We start from the raw sequence: 18,182 nt of genomic DNA, 5'->3' as shown, positions 1-18,182 counted from the left end.
CGGGCGAGGACCCCGCCTCACGGTGTCCGCCATCATGACCCCCAGGGCACCGACCGACGACGCAGGAGCCAGCAGATGACGGATCAGCACGTCCGACGGCGGGGATGGCGACGCCTCCTGATGACGTTCCTTCTGCTGACCGGTTTCCTGGTCCTGCCGCTCACCGCGGCCCAGGCCAACCCGCTGTGTCCCGGCGAACCCGCCCCGCTGCCCGAGTCCGCGGGCAGCGGCTCCGACGGCCTGCTGGTGCCGCCCCAGTCCCAGTCGGCCATCGAGGGATCGCCGGACGGCCTGCCGCCCGACGCCAGCATGTACGGGCAGTACGGGACGGCCGGGCAGCAGTGGCACATGATCACCGAGTCCTGCGTCGACGGGATCAGCAACGGACCGCAGGCCACCCTGGCGAACACCGCCTGGGACCTGTCCAAGACCATCAACCAGTCGACCATCACCGTCTACCAGGCGGCGACCTCGGACGGGCTGCTCGCCAGTTTCAACGAACTGGTGGAGAACGTCGTGGTCACCCTGCGGGAGGGGATCTGGCGGCCGCTCATCCCGACCGTGGTCATCCTGGGCGCGATCTGGCTGGGCTGGTACGGGCTCATCCGGAAGCGGATGACGCTCACCATCGAGTCGACGGTGTGGATGATCGGGGCGACGGCGCTGGGGCTGTGGATCATGGTCAATCCGGCGCAGGTGATGGGGCTGGCGAGCAGCCTGGTCAACTCGGGCAGCCAGTTGGTGACGAGCACGGTGGGACAGATCCCCTACGGGGGCGGGTCGGGGACCTGCCCATCCGGTGCCGAGCCCCCCGAAAAAGCTGACTGGGAGTCGGAATCGGACTTCCAGGTGCGGCGGAACGCGGACATGCTGTGGTCGAGCCTGGTGTGTCAGCCGTGGGTGGCGGGGCAGTTCGGGAACGGCGACATCGCCGAGTCGGCCGCCCACATCCATGGAACCGATCTCATCGAAGCTCAGGCCATCAGCCGTATCGAACAACAGCAGATCCTGGATGGCGAGGCTGACGCCAACGAACTGGTCACGGCCAAACAGGATTCCTACGAGTCAATCGCTTCCGACGTCCAGGAGTTTTATCCCAGCGTTTACCCACTCTTCTCCGGCCAGGACCAGGGCAGCAGGTTGGGCGTCGCGACCTTGGCCCTGTTCGCGTCGGTCTTCGCGGGCGGCCTGATCCTCGCCGGTTCGGTGGCCCTCATCGTCCTGAAGATCGCCTTCCTGATCTTGTTCCTGCTGTCCCCGATCTTCCTGCTCATCGGTATCCACCCCGGCTACGGCCGAATGGTGCTGCTGCGCTGGGTCGAGCTCATGGTGGGGTTCCTGCTCAAGCAGATCTTCGTCGTCCTCCTGATCTCCCTGCTGGTCATGTGCTACGGCATGATCATGTCGACCAGCCTGGGTTGGGGCCTCCAGATGATCCTGCTGGCCCTGTTCACGGTGGCGCTCTTCGTCTACCGCAAGCCCTTCGCGTACCTGTTCTCCTCGGTGAACGCGAACTCCTTCACCTCCCGCGTCGTCGGGGACGCGGCCAACAGCCAGGTCCTCTCGAAGAGCGCGACGGTCCTGCCTCCGGTGGCCTACCTCAAGGCGCAGAACTGGGGGCGCCGCAACAGTGCCGCCATCGCGGGGACCGCGGCCGGGGTCTCGGCCGCCCCCGGTACCGCGGCCGAGATCAGGGGTGCGGAGGAGACCGTGGGCGAGGCCCCCGAACCGACCCGGGTGCGGGGGACCGGAGGCTACGGCCGGGTCCGGGGCAACGGAGCCGCGCCGCCGCTCAACGTCAGCCGCCAGGAAGGCGGCCCCAGGCCCGCCGGTGCCAGACGCACCGCTGACGACGCGCCGAGTCTGGGCGGGCGCGGCGGCGCCATCCCGCCCCGGCCCAGCGGCGGCTACACCGGCGCCGGTGACACCGGGTGGGGTTCGGTGTTCGGCACCGCCTCCGGCGGGCGCTCCGAGCGGCGGGACGCCGGCGGAGCCACGCCCGTGGCCGGGACCGGTCGGGCGGCGAGCGCGGACCGGCCCGAGCCCAGCACCGGCCGGGGCATCTTCAACAGCCGGGAGGACACCCCGCCGAGGGGCAACCCCGACGCCCGGGGGTCCCGTTGGGGCGCGCCGCGCGACCGCCGGGACCGCCCGGCGCCGCAGCGGCCCGCCCGTCCGGCACCGGCGCCTCCGGAGCGTCGGCGCGGCGACGGCGAGGGCGGCTGGTTGAGTGGTTCCGGCAAGCGCGGCGACAATGCCCCCATCACCCCCTTCTGGGGGGAGGGCTCCAGCACTCCCCGCAGGGACCGGAAGCGCGATGTGCCCTTCTGGCTGAACGACGACTGACCCGAATCCGACCGACGACAAAAGGCCCCTGACGATGCCCAACCCCCTCCCCGAGCGTGCCCAGAGGTTCGTGTTCATCGGACTCATCGTCGTGCTGGTCGGGGCCGGGGTGTACTTCAGCACGGGCGGTTTCGGGGGCGAAAGCGAGGAGGCGGCCACGCCTCCCGAGGGGGCGGTGGCCACACAGGGAGAGAACGGCGGCAGCGCAGGAGCCCCCGGCGGACTGTCGGATGTCGAGCCCAGTCCGCTCCCGACCACGGCGGAAGCCGATGTGGACGTGCTGGAGTGGTTCCCCTTCCCGGAAGAGGAGCTGAGGTCCGCCGGAGCGACGGCGAAGGCGTTCGCCGAGGCCTACGGGACGATCGACTACACCGGTTCCCCCGAGGCCTACTACGACTCGATGCGCGTACTGGCGACGGACGAGTACGCCGACGTGCTGGCCGAGTCCTCCCGGGCCGGGGCCTTCTGGGAGGAGATGGCGGACGCGGAGGCGATCGCCCGGGGGCGCGCCGAGGTGGAGTCCATCCGCACGTTCGGGGACAGCTCGATCACCTTCGTGGTGACGGCGCAGTCCGTCACCGAGACGGCGAACCGCGGGTTCGACGAGGAGCTCGGGGAGTTCGCGATCACCGTGGTGCAGGAGGGGCGGACGTGGAGGGTCTTCGACTTCCAGCCCGCCGACGCCGGGCAGTTCGGGGAGGAGTGAGCCGGTGCTGTCCTATTTCGGTGCCCCCGGGGACCGCGGCTCCGTCCGCTGGTGGGTCGGCGGCGCGGTCGCGGTCGGAGTGGCGCTGCTGATCCTGGTGGCGATGTTCGTCATCCCGGTGATCACCAACACCGGGAGCCGGTTGGCGAGCCTCATGGCGAGCGGACTGGTGTGCGCCCCGAACGCCGACGCGGAGCAGCCGGGGGCGAGCGGGTACGCGATGGACTCGATCCCGGAGAACTACCTGGAGCTGTACCAGGAGGTGGGGGAGGATCGCGGGATCCCGTGGAACATCCTCGCCGGGGTCGGCCAGGTGGAGTCCCACCACGGGCGCTGGGAGGGGCCCGGGATCACGGAGGGGCACAACGACTGGGGTGCGGCGGGCCCGATGCAGTTCGGTTCGCTGGACGGTTCCGCGGCCGGGAACAGCTGGGGCGGCCAGCCGATTCAGGCCGTGGAGGACCGGCCGGAGGTCGGATACGGAGTGGACGGCAACGGCGACGGGATCGTCAACGTCTACGATCCGGCCGACGCCATCCCCGCTGCGGCGGACTACCTGATCGCCCACGGGATCCAGGACGATGTGCGACGGGCGATCTACGGCTACAACCACGCCTGGTGGTACGTGGACGATGTACTGGAGTGGGCGGACAGGTACGCCGAGGGTGACTACAACACCTCGGATCCCATCCGGACCGCGGTGCTGTGCGAGCTGGACGAGGACGGGGTGCCGATCGGCCGGGCCCCCGACGAGCTGACGCAGGCGGTGGTCGACTGGGCGCTGGCGCAGCGGGGCAAGCCGTACATCTGGGGCGGGACCGGGCCGGACGGGTTCGACTGCTCGGGGCTCACGATGAAGGCGTACGAGAGCATCGGCGTGACCATTCCGCGGGTGTCCCAGGACCAGTGGAAATTCGGCCCGGAGATTCCTCCGGGTGAAGAACAGCCGGGTGACCTGGTGTTCTTCGATGTGACCCGGGCGGGAGAGCCGCCGGGTCCCGGGCATATGGCGATGGTGATCGGCGACGGCCTCATGGTGGAGGCCTGGTGCACCAACTGTGGACCGATCGCGGTGCGCGAGTACGATGACCCCAATCGTTCGGAGATCGTGGGGTTCACCCGCCCGCTCGAGCACCCCGATGTGAAGGCCCAGTTGGAGGCGCAGGATAACCGTGGTTGACGAGAAGGCACCACCCAGGAAGCAGGGGCTGCACGGGTGGAAGGCCGCGCTCGCGGTTTTCGGCTGCGGAACGCTGGCGGCCTTCGGTGTCTTCGGCCTGGTTCTGGCTGTTTTCGGGACCTTCCTTTCAACGCTTTCTTCTGGTTTCGGGGGAAGTTCAGAGGGAGCCGGAAGCGTGCCTGCCGTGGGCGCTCAGCCCTCTGAGCCTCGGGAAGACTTTCGTGCGGAAGACTTCGATGTGTGTGAGATCGTGGACTCTATCACCGCCATACAGTTGACATTTGCCGAGGAATCCGAAGGGCCTGTGGACGAATCCCTTGCAGGGGGGTCTCCTGCTGGAAATGACCTGGTCAGGTCGGGTTCTTGTTCGGGAAGTGTTACGCCTGCGGGATCCGGTTACCCGAGTGGCCCATGGGATGTCGACTTTTCTTACCGAGCGGTCATCTACTCCCCAGAGGACAATCGGGATCAGTTGGCTGGAGAATACCTGCAAGAGGTCGCTTCAGAGATATCCATTTCGGGTATTGCTGTCACGGAGAGTGGACCCTATGATCTGCTGGACGAGGCGCAGTATTTTTATGGAGTCCCCGGTTCTGGGGCAGGTAGCTATTACGCTGTGGTTGCGCGAAAGCGCAGCGCCGTGATCCTGGTGGAGTTCTCATCGGCAGACCAGGTGACCGCAGCGGCTTTCTCCAATGAGGTGAAGAAGCTGCAAGTGCGTCTGGATAACGACCTCAGGGACCTTATTCCCCGGTAGTTTCGGGAGTGAAGGTGGGGCCGGCCAGCGGCAAGGCATCTGTGGGCGGGCGGGAGTCGTCCACAGGCTGGAGTGGGTGGCTTCCTCGCCTTACGCGCACTCCCTAGGGTGTGAGTAAGGGGGAGCTGAAGTTCCGCCGACATGGTGCTGCCTTCCGTCGTCGCTCCCACTCAGAAGAACCGCCCGTGAGCCTCAGGGGCGTCCACGAACTGGATCACACCGTCCTCCTCGGCCGCGGTCCCGGGGCCCGGCCTGACGGAACGGCCCGCGGGAACCCGGCTCCGCCGACGTCCAGCTCGACTTCCGCGTCCCGCCTTCCGCGGTGGACGTCTGCCACGCCGAATCGCCCGCCGCGGGGGTGCCCGTCCTCCGTGATCCGGAGGACGACATCATCGAGTTCCACGCCGAATACCGACCGGATCGGCCCGGATCGACTCGGCCCGGCCCCGGGGGAGCGCCGCGGCCCTGGAACACGCCCGCCGGAACCTCCGCGCCCGCGCGCAAGCCCTGCCGGTGCGGGGCCGGGCCGCCTCCGCCCGGGAGCCCTCCGCCTGGGACGGCCGTCTTCGGCCCGAGTTCGGTCGGTGACACGCCGCACGGCTTCGACCGCCGGTTCCGGCCGACCGGCGTGGACGCAGTGGCCGCTCTCCTGCGCCGTGGCGAGGCCGTTGCACCCGGAGTCCCCCAGCCACCTCCCCCGTCCTGTCCCCCGGCCCGCACGCGCTCCAGGTCATCGCTGTACCCGGCCATCCCTCCAGGCTGGGGAACCCGTAGGTCCGCTCCACCGGAAGGTCTCCGGCGGAGCGGACCTGGGCGTCGCTTTCGAGGGCGGCGAAGAGGTTCGTCTCGCGCTTCCCGGGCGGGCCCGGTCTGTGCGACCGGGCCCGGACCGTGGCCCGCGCGCACCGGCACGGGCCGGCGGCCGTCCGCCCCCTGAGGCGGACGATCGGACCGCCGCCCCGGCCCGGGCCGGCAGCGGCCCGGGCCGGGGCTCTCAGAACCCCAGGCCGCGGAGCCAGGCGAGCAGGTCGTCCGTGCGCTGCCGCGCCTTCCCGGTGCTCCACGGGCCCAGCGTGCGGGAGTCCACCACGACACCGTCGCGGAGGTAGACCACCCGGTCGGCCCGGGCGGCGCACGCCGGGTCGTGCGTCACCATGACGAGCGTCGCCCCCTCCCGGTGCACGCCGGTGAGGGCGTCCATGACCTCGGCCGACATGGAGCTGTTCAGCGCCCCCGTCGGTTCGTCGGCGAACAGCACCGACGGCTCGCACGCCAGCGCCCGGCAGATCGAGGCCCGCTGCAACTGTCCGCCCGACACCTCCGTGATGCCGTGCCGCCGGACGTGTGCGATCCCGAACCGCTCCATGAGCGCGTCCACCCGGGCGACCGCGGCGTTCCGACCGGCCCGGTCGCCCCGGGGCACCGCCTTGAGCGCGGGCAGCAGGATGTTGTCCCGGATGTTCAGGTTCTCCAGGAAGTACGCCTGCTGGAAGACGAACCCCATCCTCGTCAGCCGGACACGGCTCATCTCCCCGTCCGACAGGGAGGTCAGGTCCCGCCCCTCCAGGAGCACGCTCCCGCCCGTGGGCCGGTCCATGCCGCTGACGCTGTACAGCAGTGTCGACTTCCCCGAGCCCGACGCCCCCATCACCGCCAGGAACTCGCCTTCGCCGACGCTCAGGTCGATCCCGTCGAGGACCCGGGTCGGCGGGTCGGTGGAGTGGTAGGACTTGGTCAGCCCGCGGCATTTCAGCGCGGGAGTGCCGTTGCGTGTCCCGGGTGTTCCCGTCATTCCTGTCAGCTCCTGAGCCATGCACTCTTGTCGGCACCGCGCAGCCGCGCGGTGAGGAACACGGCGCCGAGGTATCCGGCGCCGACCAGAACCAGCGGATAGGCCGCGTAGACGAGCAGCGGGTCCGGCAGGAACGCCAGTTCCGCCAGCCCCAGCCCTGCCGATGCGAGCAGGGCCCCGACGGCGGCCTCCCCGAGCGTGGCCGCGAACACCAGTCCCGCCGCGGTCCCGGTGGCCGCCGCCAGGAGGGTCTTGGCCCGTACCTGCGCGATGATCTCGCCGACCGGGAAGCCGAGGGCGGAGAGCACGCCCATCTTCCGGCGGTCCCGGACCAGCCGCAGTTCGGTGAACAGGATCGTGATGAGCACCGCCACCCCCACGCCGAAGACCACGGACAGCACGGCGGCGGCGCGCAGGGCGTCGGTCACGTACGACAGCGTCTGCTGCACGTACTCCCGCATGGGGACCACGGAGGCGGTGGGGAAGCGCTCGCCGTAGTCCGCGGAGACGGCGCCCGGGTCGACCCCCTCGGCCGTGTCCGCGTAGACCACGTGGCCGTCGGCTCCGGAGGTCGCCTCCCCGTCCGCTTTCGCGGTGAACCCGCCGCTGGTGACGTCCTGGTAGACACCGCTGACGGTGAGGGTCCGGGGCCGCACCGCCCCCTCGTCGCCCCCGTCGCGGTGGACGGTCAGCCCGTCCCCGGTCGAGACCCCGTACGCGTCCGCGTTCAGCACGGACAGGGCGATCTCGCCGGGCCCCGGCGGACCGCCCTCCAGGAACTCGACGGGATCCTCCGAGTGATCGCCCACCTCCACGCGCAGTGCCTCCCAGCCCTCCTCGCCCCGGACCCGGTACGGCACGATGGCGAAGGCGCGCACGTCCGTCAGCCGCTCGTCGCGGTGCATGTCCGCGAGGAGGGCGGTGCGGACGGTGTCGACCTCGTCGGAGAACAGCAGGTCGGCGCGCAGATCGCTCTGCGGGGCGCCCATGTAGGTGGCGAACCGGGGGCTCTCGAGGGTGCTGAGCAGGTTGGTCGGCAGGGTCATGAGGACGGAGGCGAGGAAGAACACGGCGGGGAGCAGCGCCCACCGCCCCGGTTCCGCCCGCAGGTCCAGCAGCATCAGGCGCCCGTTCACACCCGGGCCCGGGAGCGTGCCCGGGACCCCGGCCGGGACGCCCGCACCTGCGTCGGCGTCCGTGTTCCCGCCCCTGTCCGCGGCCTCGCGCCCGGTGCCCGCCCGCGCGACCGGCTCCGTACCCGGCCCCGCCGTGTGCGTCGGCTCGGCCGACACCCCGCCCCGGTCCGCGGTGTCCGCCTGCGGGGCCGGATCCGCAGGCGGGGCCGTGCCGCCCGGCCCCGCACCCGGGGCCGCTGTGCCCGGCTCCGGGCCCGGGACCGCGCGGTCCGGGGCGAGCCCGGTCCGCCGTGCCAGCCGGGCCCGCCGCGCGGCCCTGCGCGCGGTCCGGCGTTCGTCGAGGGTGCTCCCGTGCACCAGGGCGTTGACGACCTCGAGCCTCCCGATCCCGCGCAGGAAGCCCCGGCACAGCAGGAGGACGAACACGTACACCAGGGCCAGCGCCGACAGCGGGACCAGGAAGCTCGCGATCCCCAACGGCGCCTCGGCGTGGTTCGCCTGGACGCCCCGCGTCAGCAGCCCCGCCGCGGGGACGGCCAGGCTCCCGCCGACCGCGCAGGCGAGCAGGGTCATGACGCCGTACTTCGCCAGGTAGAGGCGGGACATCTCCCGGTCCGGGATGCCGATGGCCTTCATCGCACCGATCTGCCGGACCTCGTCCTCCAGCGTTCCGCGGATGACGAAGCGCAGGTTGAGCAGGGAGACCGCGATGAGCAGCAGGCTCGCGAACACCAGTGCCACCGCCACCAGGCCGTCGCTGAACGTGTTGAGCAGGCGGACCATCGCGAACGTGACCGCCTGCCCGTTCCCGGGCAGGTCCGCGTCGGCCTCGTACGCCCGCTGCAGGTCGGCGGCCCCGGCCGGGTCGGCCAGCCGGTACCCGACGATGATCTCGGGGTCGCCGCCCCCGGCCGCCGCCAGCGCCGCGTGGTCGTCCTCGGAGACCAGGAAGCGGATGGACGAGGCCAGCGACGACGCCATCTGCGCGTCGCGCACGAACCCCTGGACGCGCAGCGGGTGGACGCCGGCGTCCGTACCGACCCCGAGCTCGTCGCCGACCCGGAGGCCGTACCGCTGCTGGTACACCACCGGGACGTAGACCTCGCCGGGGGAGGGGTGCGGGGCGGCCCCGGTCCCGTCGAGGAGGAGGTCGAACTCCTCGTTCTGGGTGACGAAGAGGTTGTCGATCAGGCTGTCGCCGAGGTCGCCCGTCTCGCCGGTCGAGGGGCGGTGCCAGGTGAGCGCGGCGCCGTCGAAGCCCAGCATCTCCTCGACGAGCCAGGCGTCGATCTCCGGGTGCGCGGCGGCGAACCGGGCCAGCGCGTCCGGGTCGTGGTCGCCCCGGTGCATCTGGAGGAAGTGCGGGGGCCGGGCCTGCTCGAAGAGGCGGTCGACCGCGCCGACGGTGCGCTCCATGACCATCGCGCCGGTGGCCATGAGGAAGGCGCTGAGGATGAGGACGACGGTGAGTGCGAGGGTGACGCCCCTGTTCTTCGTGATGTCGTTGTACGCGTACCGGAAATACAGAGAACCCCTGGTTCTCACCTGTGACTCCCAACTCGCGGGATACGGCGTCGGACGGGTACGGCCTGGTCGGCGAAAGGCTCCGGGCGTGGGCCCGTGTCACCGTCGACGGGGGCGGGGTGATCCGGTGCGGGCCGTGTCCGGTGGATTCCGTGGTCCGGTATCCGGTGGCGCTGCCGCCGGAGGATCCCCGCCGGGGAATTCGTGTTCCTCCGGGCGGGCCCGTGGGGATTCCTGTCCCTGACCCAGAAATTAGCCGTGTCCTCGGTCGGCCACATCAGGGGCGGACCCCGGTTCGGCGGGGGAGCCCCCCTGGTCTTCCACGGGGTGCGCGTGCCTTTCCTCAGGGTCGGACGGGCACGGACACCTCTGCCGTCACCGGTGTCTTCTGCTTCACCCGCGCCCCGGGTCGCTGACGCCCTGTTCCGGTCCGGCCCCCTGTGGCCGCGACCGGGCGGAGCGTGTCCGCTGCGGTACGGCGCCGGCACGATCCATCCGGCCCGGCGGACGCCCTCTCCGGGAGCGGTGCCGTGACGCCCCCCCAGGGTGGCGACCCCTCCCGGACCGGTGGTTCCATCCCCCGCGGGCGCCCGGCCGTGGGCGGCGCGGGTGCGGTCCGTCCCGGTCGATCCCCGGTCGCCGAGTGGGGGCCGCCGAGACCGTCCGCCCGGCCCCCGCGTCGGATCCGGGGCTCCGGCGGCGCTTCGCCACCGGGGTCGGAGAGACCCGGAGGGCCGGCGGGCCCTACGGGGCGGAGGCCGCCGCCGACACCGAGGGGGATCCGCCCCGGTCGGCCACCGTCCGCCTCCCGGACCCCAGCCGCCACCGGGTCGCCGCCGGGCCGCGACCGGCCCACGGGCCGCCACACCGCCCGCCCCGTCGGCCGTGGCCGCGGCCGGTCCGCGGTCGGCGGCTCCGGTCGCCGTCGCCCGCCGGAGCGGTGTCCCGTGCCGTTCCGCCCCCTGCCGGGCCGGGAGCCGGCCGGGTCAGGCGACGCCCGCCATGAAGTGGTGGCGGCACAGGGTCGCGTAGGACTCGTTGCCGCCGATGTGCACCTGCTCGCCCCTGTACACCATCACACCGTCCACCACGCGCGCGTTGTGGGTGGCCCGGGCCCCGCACCAGCAGCGCGCCGACACCGGCAGCACCTCGACCTTGTCCGCCAGCTCCACCAGCCGCTGCGACCCCGCGAAGAGGTGCCCCTGGAAGTCGGTGAGGATCCCGTAGCAGTACACGTCGATCCGCATCCCGTCCACGACGCCCGCCAGCTGCCCCACCTGCTTGGGCGACAGGAACTGGGCCTCGTCGCAGATCACGTACGGCGCCTTGCGGTCGGCGACGTCGTCGTACAGGTCGAGGTCGTCGGTCACCTCGACGGCCGGTGACACCAGGCCCAGGCGGGAGGAGATGATCCCCGAGCCGGCCCGGTCCTGGCGGGTGTACAGCACGCCTTCGCTGCCGCGGGAGTGGTGCTCCTGGAGGGCCATGGTGCTCTTGCCGGAGTTCATCGCTCCGGTGAAGTACTTCAGCTCCGCCATGGCTCTCTTTCCTCGGTCGGGGGCGGAATCCGGGTGGGGCCCGGCTGCTCCGGCGGGACCCCCCGGGGCCCGGCGGGGGACCCGCCCGGTCCGGCGGAGTCCGGTGGGGCCTGCCGGGACCGGCGGCTCCCGCGGCTCCCGGTGCTCCCGGTCCGTTGCCGGGCCCGCCCGGACCGGCGTGCCGGGCCGCACTCCGGACGGGATCCGGGAACGCTCCGCGGGGCGGCGGGGGAGCCCGGGGCGTGCCCGAGCCCGTGCCAGGGACCGAGGGGGCCGGAGGGCCCGAAGGCCAGCAGAGAAGATACCAGTGCGCCGCCCGCCCCCAGGAACTCCGGCGGGTGGCCCGGGTTCCGGGCCCGCAGGGGATTTCCCCGGCCGCCGACTTCCGGATCCCTTTCGCCGGTGTGTTTCCGGCCTGGTCCGCGCGTGAGGTGTGTTCCGGCCGGAAATGCCGATGTGGCGCGTTGCACCCGTGAATCGCGCCGGTCGTCATCCGGCCGTTATCGGCCCGCCGCCGATACGCGCCCGCGTGGCCCGGCGGCCGCGCGCGGCGCTCGGGGGGCGCCCGGTGGAGACGGGGGCCGTCCGCAGGGGCGGGTGCGCGGCCCCGGGACCGGTGAAAGGGGAGTTCACCGGGCTGCGGACAGGCCGTTCGGACCCGGCCCCGGGCCCTCCCGCCGGTTCCGGGCCCCGCCCGCGGAGAGCCTTCACCGCCCGGTCCGGTCGGAGGCCGGGCCCGGTCGGTGGGCCGCGCCGGAGCGGACACGCCGAACAGCGGTTCGGGCGCCTTTGGTATATGTGGGTGGCCGCCGCCCGAATCGGGTGCGGAATTGCGGAGGGGAACGTCGCATTGCAGAGGGACCGGGTCGCCCGTGTAGTGGAGAGCAAGTGGTTCTCCAACGTGATGTTGCTGGTGATTCTGGTCAATGCCGGGATTTTGGGATGGGCGACTTATGGGGGTTCCGCCCTTCCTTATCTTTTGGTCGCCGAGCAGGTGTTCGTCGGCGTCTTCGTCGTCGAGATGGTGCTCAAGCTCTACGCCTGGCGCCGGGACTTCTTCCGCGCGCCCTGGAACTGGTTCGACCTCCTGGTCGTGGCCATCTCCGTGATCCCGGCGACCGGTCCCTTCTCGGTGCTGCGCATCCTGCGCGTCCTGCGGATCCTGCGCGTCATCACGGCCGTCCCGCAGATGCGGCTGATCATCATGGCCCTGTTCCGGTCGGTGCCGGGGATGGGCACGGTCATCGGGCTCCTGCTGGTGACCATCTACACCTCCGCGATCATCGCCCAGCAGCTTTTCGGTGAGGAAGTCCCCGAGTTCTTCGGCGACCTGGGGAGGTCGCTGTACACGATGTTCCTGCTGCTCACCACGGAGAACTGGCCGGACGTGTCGGACGCCGTCCTCCAGGAGCACCCGATGGGCTGGGCGTTCTTCGTGATCTACATCGTGATCACGGCGTTCATCATGCTGAACCTGGTCATCGGCGTGATCGTGACCTCGATGGAGCAGGAGGTCAACGAGGAGCGCTGGGAGGAGGACCAGGAGCTGGAGGCCGTGCAGCACGAGGCGGTCATGGCGCGGCTGGAGCGGCTGGGCGCGCAGGTGGAGCGGCTCGACCGGCTGCTGCGCGAGCAGCGCGGCGAAGGAGGTGCCGGTGGGGACGCCGGGCCGGTGCCGCCGGAGGCGGTGCCGGGGATGCCGGAGAACGGGCACCGCGTGCAGGGGTGACGGGCGGCCGCTCGGCGGGTCCGGCGACGGCCGGGTGCGGCACGGCCGGGCGACCGGATGCCGCGCGGAGTCGCCGGCCCGGGGGCGCGGACCGGGTCGCGTGGGGGACCGGGCCGTCGCCTGAGCGGACCGGGGGGAACGGCGTGCACGGAGAACCGGGGCGCGGGCGCGGGAGGTGCGCGTTCCAGAATGACAGAACGGCGGATTCGGCGCTGCCCACCGGAGAATACTGTGCGGGCGCCCGGCCTGGGAAAACGGGGCGCCGAGAATTTTCCGCGGAATGACCACCCGCGGGTTCGCTCCCGCGCTGCGGATCCCCTGTTCCCGGTTCCGGACACGAAGGCGGACGACACGGTGCCCCCGCGGGGCGCAGGAGCGCCCGGGGCCGGGTGCGTCACGGCCGGGTGCGCCCCACCCGGCGGCACGGCTTAGGATTCGGCCGTGTTCTCCCAGAGGTTCGAGGCCTTCCTCCCCGGTGCGACCCCCGAGGACGTGCGTGTGCGCGTCGAGCCGTTCCGGGGCGGCCGCCACCGCGGGCTCTGGATCCGCGTGGACGGGGACCGCGTCACCGCGCGGCACCTGACGGGCGGCCGTATCTCCGCGGACGGCGTCCTGCGCGGCCGCCTGGAACCGGTCGGGGGGTCGGACGGCGGCACACGCGTCACCGGGCGGATGCGCTGGGGCAACCTCGCCGTCTTCGTGTGGATCTACCTGGCCTGCGCCGCCGCGATCGGGGCGATGGCCCTCCACTACGCCAATGAGGTGATCGGGTTCGTCACCCTGGTGCCGCTGGGCATGGCCGCGCTGTACGCCCTGGCCGTCCTCCGGTCGCGGGAGCGCGACGCGCGGGAACTGGAGCAGCGGCTGCGGCGCGCACTCCGGTAGGCCCCCGGTACCGGTACGGGGCCCCGCGCCCGGGGGCCCCGCCGCAGGGTGTGCGGCTCATCCGCGCCCGCCGCCGGGGGAGAGGTCGGGCAGGCCGGCCGCCTCGCGCAGGCGGGCGTACTCCCCGGCCAGGGAGGCGAGCGTCCAGTGCGCGTTGCGGCCGCTCGGGTTGGGCAGCAGCCACACGCGGGTGCCGCCGATCGCCTCGTCCTGCGGCCCCACCTTCGCGCCCCGCGCCCCGAACGCCGCGCGGTACGCCGCCACGCCCAGCACGGCCAGCCACTCCGGCTCCCGTGCGAGGACCTTCTCGCGCAGCCGCGCCGCGCCCTCGGTATACTCCTCCGCGGTCAGCTCCTCGATGCCGCGGGTGGGACGGGCCACGAGGTTCGTCAGCCCCAGCCCCCGCCCCGGCAGTTCGCCCTGCCGCTCCGGGGGCAGCACCTCCGGGGTGAACCCGGCCAGGGCCAGCGCGGGCCAGAACCGGTTGCCCGGCCCCGCGAAGTGGTGGCCGCGCACGGCGGTGGTCAGCCCCGGGTTCACCCCGCAGAACACCACCTTCAGCCCGTCCGCGAGCAGGTCCGGCAGCAGCCGGTCGCGCGCCGCGTCCAGTTCGGCGCGGCTCAGCCCGCCCACCCCCCGCAGCGGCCGGGCGCCCTGTCCGCGCTTCGCGGCATCGCCCATCGTTCCTCCCCGTTCCCGTGGTCCTGCCGGGCACCTACCCCCGCCCGTCGCCGCGGACCCCTTCCGGGGCGGGTGCCTCCGGCAGGGGGTCCCAGCCGACGGCGGAGGAGCCCGCCAGGGCGAGTGCGCGCGCGGGCACCATGCGCAGCAGCGAGTTGCGCACCGTCTGCCGCCATCCGCCGCCCAGGTCGGCGCCCACCTTCGCGATGAACGCGGCCTGCCGGGCGATGTTCCGGCAGCGGGGGCGGCGTTCGGCGTCGAAGCGGGCCATCGCCTCGGCCTGGTCCCCGCCCGCGGCGACCGGGGCCGCGACCAGCTTCCCGAGGGCCACCGCGTCCTCCAGTGCGGTCGCCGCGCCCTGGCCCATGGTGGGCAGCGCCGCGTGCGCCGCGTCGCCCACCATCACCGCCCGGCCGCGGACGTAGGTCGGCAGGCCGCCCCGCAGGTGGTGGACGTCGTGCCGCATCAGGCGGGCCGGGTCGGTGCGCTCGACGAGCTCGACGACCTCCGGCGCCCATCCGGCGAACCGGGCGCGGGCCGTCGCGTGCTCGTCGGCGACGACCGAGCCCTCGGGGGCGCGGACGTAGCCGTACCAGTACAGCTCGGTGTCGCTCACCCGCATGACCCCGAACTCCGCCCCCGGCCCCCAGTACTCGGCGAGCCGCCCGTCGCGCCCGGTGTCCGGGACGATCGCCCGCCAGCTGGTGCTCCCGCTGTAGGTCGGGCGCACTCCCGGGAAGAGGACGCCGCGCACCGCGCTCCACATCCCGTCGGCGCCCACGACCAGGTCGGACTCCGCGTGCAGCGCCTCACCGTCCGAGGGGCCGCGCCACGACACGGTGGCGCGGGCCCCGCCGGGGGTCCCGGCGGTCACGCTGGTGACCCGGGCGCCCGTGACCACCTCCACGCCGCGGGCGCGTGCGGTCCGCTCCAGGGCGGCGTGCAGCCGCCGCCGGTGGAAGCCCCGGATGGTGACGGCCCGGCGCACCTCCTCGAGGTCGTCGGGGATGAGGAGGATGGGGCGGCCCCGTGTGTCGCGGAACCCCGTGCCGAGGGTCTCGTGCCCGATCGAGGCGATGAGGTCGTCGTCCAGGCCCAGGGCGCGCAGGGCGGCCACACCGTTGCGGGGCACGGCGACCCCCGCGCCGACCTCGGCCTCGCCCGTGCGGCGTTCGAGCACCGTGGTGCGCCACCCCGCCCGGGCCAGCGCCGCCGCCGCGGCCAGCCCCGCGATGCCGCCGCCGACCACCGTCGCCGTCGAAGTCCCGCCGCTCATGATCCCCTCCGAACCCCGAGTCGCAACCCTCATTCAATACGATAGTAGTGGTACGCGGGCGAGTCCTATACTCGGCCCCATGCCGCCCGCCAACCTGCACCGACGCCGTGCCCTCGCCGACGCCGCGATCGCACTGCTGGCGGCGGAGGGCGTGCACGGGCTCACGCACCGGGCGGTGGAGGCCCGCGCCGGGGTCCCCGCCGGCACGGCCACCAACTACTTCCGGAGCCGGGAGGCCCTGCTGGTCGCCGCCGCGGAGCGGGTGCTGGAACTGCACCTGGCGGACATGGCGGCCGCGACGGAGGGGATGGCCGGGCCGACCGGGGCCGACGAGCTGATCGACATGATCGCGGCGTCGCTGTGGGGAGCGGCGACCGTGCTGCGGGACCGCTACCTGGCGATCTTCGAGCTCCGGCTGGAGGAGCGGCGGCGGCCCGCGCTGGCGGAGGTGCTGGGCCGGTTGGAGCGGACGGCGGTGGCCGACACCGCCGCGCTGCACGCGGTGCTGGGGACGTCGGTGCCGGAGGAGGCGGTGGCGACCCTGGCCGCCCTGTACGGGGGAGCGCTGTTCACACTGGTCACCGGGCCGGCGGGGGCGTTCGACGAGGCCGACGTGCGGAGGCTGGTGGCGGCGATGGTCCACGGTGCCCTGGTGGCGCCGAAGCCGCCGCGGGGTCCGGACGACCGGATCTGAACGCCGAGGGCCCCGGGCCGCCGCGTGAGCGGAGGTGCCGGGGCCCTCGTGTGCCCGGGGAGGGCGGCGGGGGCGGGGAGCGGTCAGGGGTGCGCGGCCCTGCCGTCGAGCCACAGGGTGCCGGACTCGTTCCCGTCGGACATTCCGGGGCCGGGCGCCGGCTCAGCCGGGGGTGGGGCGGGCGTACACGCCCCCGGGGTCCAGGACCAGGTGGCGGTGGCCGGGCGGGGCGGTCTCCACCGCCTCCTCCACGTGCACCAGGAACAGCCGGAGTGCGGCGATCTGCGGCTCGGTGCCCGGGAACGCCTCCCGCGCCTCCTCCGCCGTCGACCGCAGACGGGTGCCCAGGGCCGACGGGCTCACGTGCAGGACGTAGGGCTCCCTGCCGCCCCCGCCGTGCAGCAGGACCGCGGCGCGGCCCGGGGCCGCCCCAGCGGTCCGGTCCTCCAGGTTCAGGCGGCGCAGGAGTTCGTCGAACAGCTCCTCGTCGCCCCACCCCGCGGTGTTCGGCTCGTCGCCCAGGTCTTCGTCGCTCACGGCTTCGCTCCCTCCGCTCCGGGGCCGCCGCGGTCGGTGGTCGCCGCGGGTGCGGCCGGCATTCCCATCCCTCCAGGATCACCGCGCCCGCAAGCGGGGGGCGGAGGCGGAGGGGTGTGTCGCGAAGGAGTTCGTGCAACCCGGTGGTTGCGCATTGGTCCGGGTGGTGCAACCATGGGGTTGCACTTCAAGGAGGAGTCCGCCATGACCGAAGCCGACCGCATCGAACGCGCCATCGACATCGACGCCCCCGCGGAGCGCGTCCGGGGCCTGGTCACCCGACCCGGCTGGTTCGTCAACGACGGCGCCGTCATCGACCACACCGTCGACCGGGACGGTGACGTCGACATCGTCCGCGACCCCGTGCACGGCGACTTCCGCTTCCGCACCGAGAAGCTCGACCCGCACCGCTACGCCGCCTTCCGCTGGCTGGACGCCGACACCGACGGCTCCACCCTGGTCGAGTTCCACCTCGACGGTCGCCCCGGCGGGGTCCGGCTCACGGTCGTCGAGAGCGGGTTCGACACCCTCGGGGGCACCGAGGCCGACCGGCGGCGCCGCCTGGAGGAGAACACCGAGGGCTGGCGGATCGAGCTGGCCGCCGCCCGCGACCACCTGGACCCGCTGTCGGTGCACCGGGCCGTCCACGTCGACGCCCCGCCCGAGCGCGTGTGGGAGGTCGTCACCACGCCCCGGCACCTCGCCGCCTGGTACGCCTTCGGCGGCGCCGACTTCGTCCCCGAGCCCGGCGCACCCATGACCCTGCACTGGGACGGGCACGGCACCCACCGGGGCCGGGTGACGGAGGTCGGCGCCCCCCGCCGGTTCGCCTACCGCGTCGCAGCGGAGCCCGACACGGACCCCGCCGACGACAACTCCACCCTGGTCGTCCTGGAGGTGCGGCCCTCCGGGAAGGGTGCGCTGCTCACGGTCGCCCAGACCGGGTTCGGGGCGCTCGACGCGCGTTTCGGGGCGCCCGCCGACAACGCCGCCGCGGAGGCCGGCGGCTGGGAGGGCGGCTTCACCGCCCTGGCCGGGCACCTGGCGGGAGCACGGGGATGAGCGGCGCCGCGGGTACCGCCGCCGTGTTCGCCGCCCTGGGCGACGAGACCCGGTGGTCGATCCTGGTCCGGCTGGGCCGCGAGCCCGCCTCGGCGTCCGCGCTGGCAGCGGAGCTGCCCGTCACCCGTCAGGCGGTCGGGAAGCACCTGGAGGTGCTGCGGTCCGCCGGCCTGGTGGAGTCGCACCGACAGGGCCGGGAGGTCGTGTACCGGGCGCTCGGATCCCGGCTCGACGAACTCGGCCGGGACCTGCAACGGGTCGCCGAGTCCTGGGACCGCAGGCTCGCCGCCCTCAAGGAGATCGCCGAACGCGGCGGCTGACCGCTGCCGGACCGGGCCT

General features: G+C 73.1%; 15 protein-coding genes. 9 read left to right on the top strand and 6 right to left on the bottom strand.

Annotation, left to right across the window (positions count from 1 at the left end; translation table 11 throughout):
- The first annotated feature begins 120 nt into the window (after positions 1–120).
- From ACSUPR_RS11480 to ACSUPR_RS11465, 4 genes are all read left to right on the top strand, one after another.
- The gene (locus ACSUPR_RS11480) at positions 121–2,346 is read left to right on the top strand and encodes a type IV secretion system protein (RefSeq protein ID WP_436891152.1); all 2,226 of its coding nucleotides are present in this window, start codon (positions 121–123) and stop codon (positions 2,344–2,346) included.
- 34 nt (positions 2,347–2,380) lie between these two features.
- Positions 2,381–3,052 carry a hypothetical protein gene (locus ACSUPR_RS11475; RefSeq protein WP_436891151.1) on the top strand — a complete coding sequence of 224 codons (672 nt, stop codon included), beginning with the start codon at positions 2,381–2,383 and terminating at the stop codon, positions 3,050–3,052.
- 103 nt (positions 3,053–3,155) lie between these two features.
- Positions 3,156–4,232: an NlpC/P60 family protein gene (locus tag ACSUPR_RS11470; protein WP_436891975.1), complete on the top strand. Its 1,077-nt coding sequence runs from the start codon at positions 3,156–3,158 to the stop codon at positions 4,230–4,232.
- Positions 4,225–4,989, top strand: coding sequence for a hypothetical protein (locus tag ACSUPR_RS11465; RefSeq protein WP_436891149.1), 765 nt, complete (start codon positions 4,225–4,227; stop codon positions 4,987–4,989). Before ACSUPR_RS11470 ends, ACSUPR_RS11465 begins: the two co-directional genes overlap by 8 nt.
- Positions 4,990–5,983: 994 nt before the next feature.
- On the opposite strand, the gene ACSUPR_RS11460 is transcribed toward ACSUPR_RS11465, so the two are convergent.
- The 3 genes from ACSUPR_RS11460 to ACSUPR_RS11450 all read right to left on the bottom strand — a co-directional run bounded on the left by ACSUPR_RS11460 (position 5,984) and on the right by ACSUPR_RS11450 (position 10,979).
- A complete protein-coding gene (locus tag ACSUPR_RS11460; protein ID WP_436891147.1) occupies positions 5,984–6,781 on the bottom strand; it encodes an ABC transporter ATP-binding protein in 798 nt (265 codons plus the stop codon).
- A gap of 5 nt (positions 6,782–6,786) precedes the next feature.
- Entirely contained in the window at positions 6,787–9,462 is a 2,676-nt protein-coding gene (locus ACSUPR_RS11455; RefSeq protein WP_436891145.1) for an FtsX-like permease family protein, read from the bottom strand.
- 965 nt (positions 9,463–10,427) lie between these two features.
- Positions 10,428–10,979 (bottom strand): thymidine kinase, encoded by a 552-nt coding sequence (locus ACSUPR_RS11450; protein WP_436891143.1) that lies wholly within the window; start codon positions 10,977–10,979, stop codon positions 10,428–10,430.
- Between the two features lie 904 nt (positions 10,980–11,883).
- Here ACSUPR_RS11450 and ACSUPR_RS11445 point away from each other — a divergent pair.
- Positions 11,884–12,708 carry an ion transporter gene (locus ACSUPR_RS11445; protein ID WP_436891974.1) on the top strand — a complete coding sequence of 275 codons (825 nt, stop codon included), beginning with the start codon at positions 11,884–11,886 and terminating at the stop codon, positions 12,706–12,708.
- A 441-nt stretch (positions 12,709–13,149) separates the two neighbouring features.
- Positions 13,150–13,593 carry a hypothetical protein gene (locus tag ACSUPR_RS11440; protein WP_436891142.1) on the top strand — a complete coding sequence of 148 codons (444 nt, stop codon included), beginning with the start codon at positions 13,150–13,152 and terminating at the stop codon, positions 13,591–13,593.
- Between the two features lie 57 nt (positions 13,594–13,650).
- Here ACSUPR_RS11440 and mug read toward each other — a convergent pair whose 3' ends face one another.
- Both mug and ACSUPR_RS11430 read right to left on the bottom strand, forming a co-directional pair.
- Entirely contained in the window at positions 13,651–14,274 is a 624-nt protein-coding gene (mug, locus tag ACSUPR_RS11435) for a G/U mismatch-specific DNA glycosylase (protein WP_436891141.1), read from the bottom strand.
- 34 nt (positions 14,275–14,308) lie between these two features.
- Positions 14,309–15,550 carry an FAD-dependent monooxygenase gene (locus ACSUPR_RS11430; protein WP_436891139.1) on the bottom strand — a complete coding sequence of 414 codons (1,242 nt, stop codon included), beginning with the start codon at positions 15,548–15,550 and terminating at the stop codon, positions 14,309–14,311.
- A 79-nt stretch (positions 15,551–15,629) separates the two neighbouring features.
- On the opposite strand from ACSUPR_RS11430, the gene ACSUPR_RS11425 reads away from it, so the two are divergent.
- Complete coding sequence (locus ACSUPR_RS11425) at positions 15,630–16,244, top strand: TetR/AcrR family transcriptional regulator (protein ID WP_436891137.1); 615 nt, start codon at positions 15,630–15,632, stop codon at positions 16,242–16,244.
- Positions 16,245–16,406: 162 nt separating this feature from the next.
- Here ACSUPR_RS11425 and ACSUPR_RS11420 read toward each other — a convergent pair whose 3' ends face one another.
- Positions 16,407–16,781 carry a hypothetical protein gene (locus ACSUPR_RS11420; RefSeq protein WP_436891136.1) on the bottom strand — a complete coding sequence of 125 codons (375 nt, stop codon included), beginning with the start codon at positions 16,779–16,781 and terminating at the stop codon, positions 16,407–16,409.
- A 204-nt stretch (positions 16,782–16,985) separates the two neighbouring features.
- On the opposite strand from ACSUPR_RS11420, the gene ACSUPR_RS11415 reads away from it, so the two are divergent.
- Both ACSUPR_RS11415 and ACSUPR_RS11410 read left to right on the top strand, forming a co-directional pair.
- Positions 16,986–17,843: an SRPBCC domain-containing protein gene (locus ACSUPR_RS11415; protein ID WP_436891134.1), complete on the top strand. Its 858-nt coding sequence runs from the start codon at positions 16,986–16,988 to the stop codon at positions 17,841–17,843.
- Entirely contained in the window at positions 17,840–18,163 is a 324-nt protein-coding gene (locus ACSUPR_RS11410; RefSeq protein ID WP_436891133.1) for an ArsR/SmtB family transcription factor, read from the top strand. The genes ACSUPR_RS11415 and ACSUPR_RS11410 overlap by 4 nt, the downstream gene beginning before the upstream one ends.
- Positions 18,164–18,182: the final 19 nt, after the last annotated feature.

Source organism: Nocardiopsis dassonvillei (assembly GCF_964273065.1).
GTDB classification, from domain to species: domain Bacteria; phylum Actinomycetota; class Actinomycetes; order Streptosporangiales; family Streptosporangiaceae; genus Nocardiopsis; species Nocardiopsis dassonvillei_B.
Note: the sequence above shows the minus strand (reverse complement) of the source record. Positions and strands in the feature narration are given on the sequence as shown.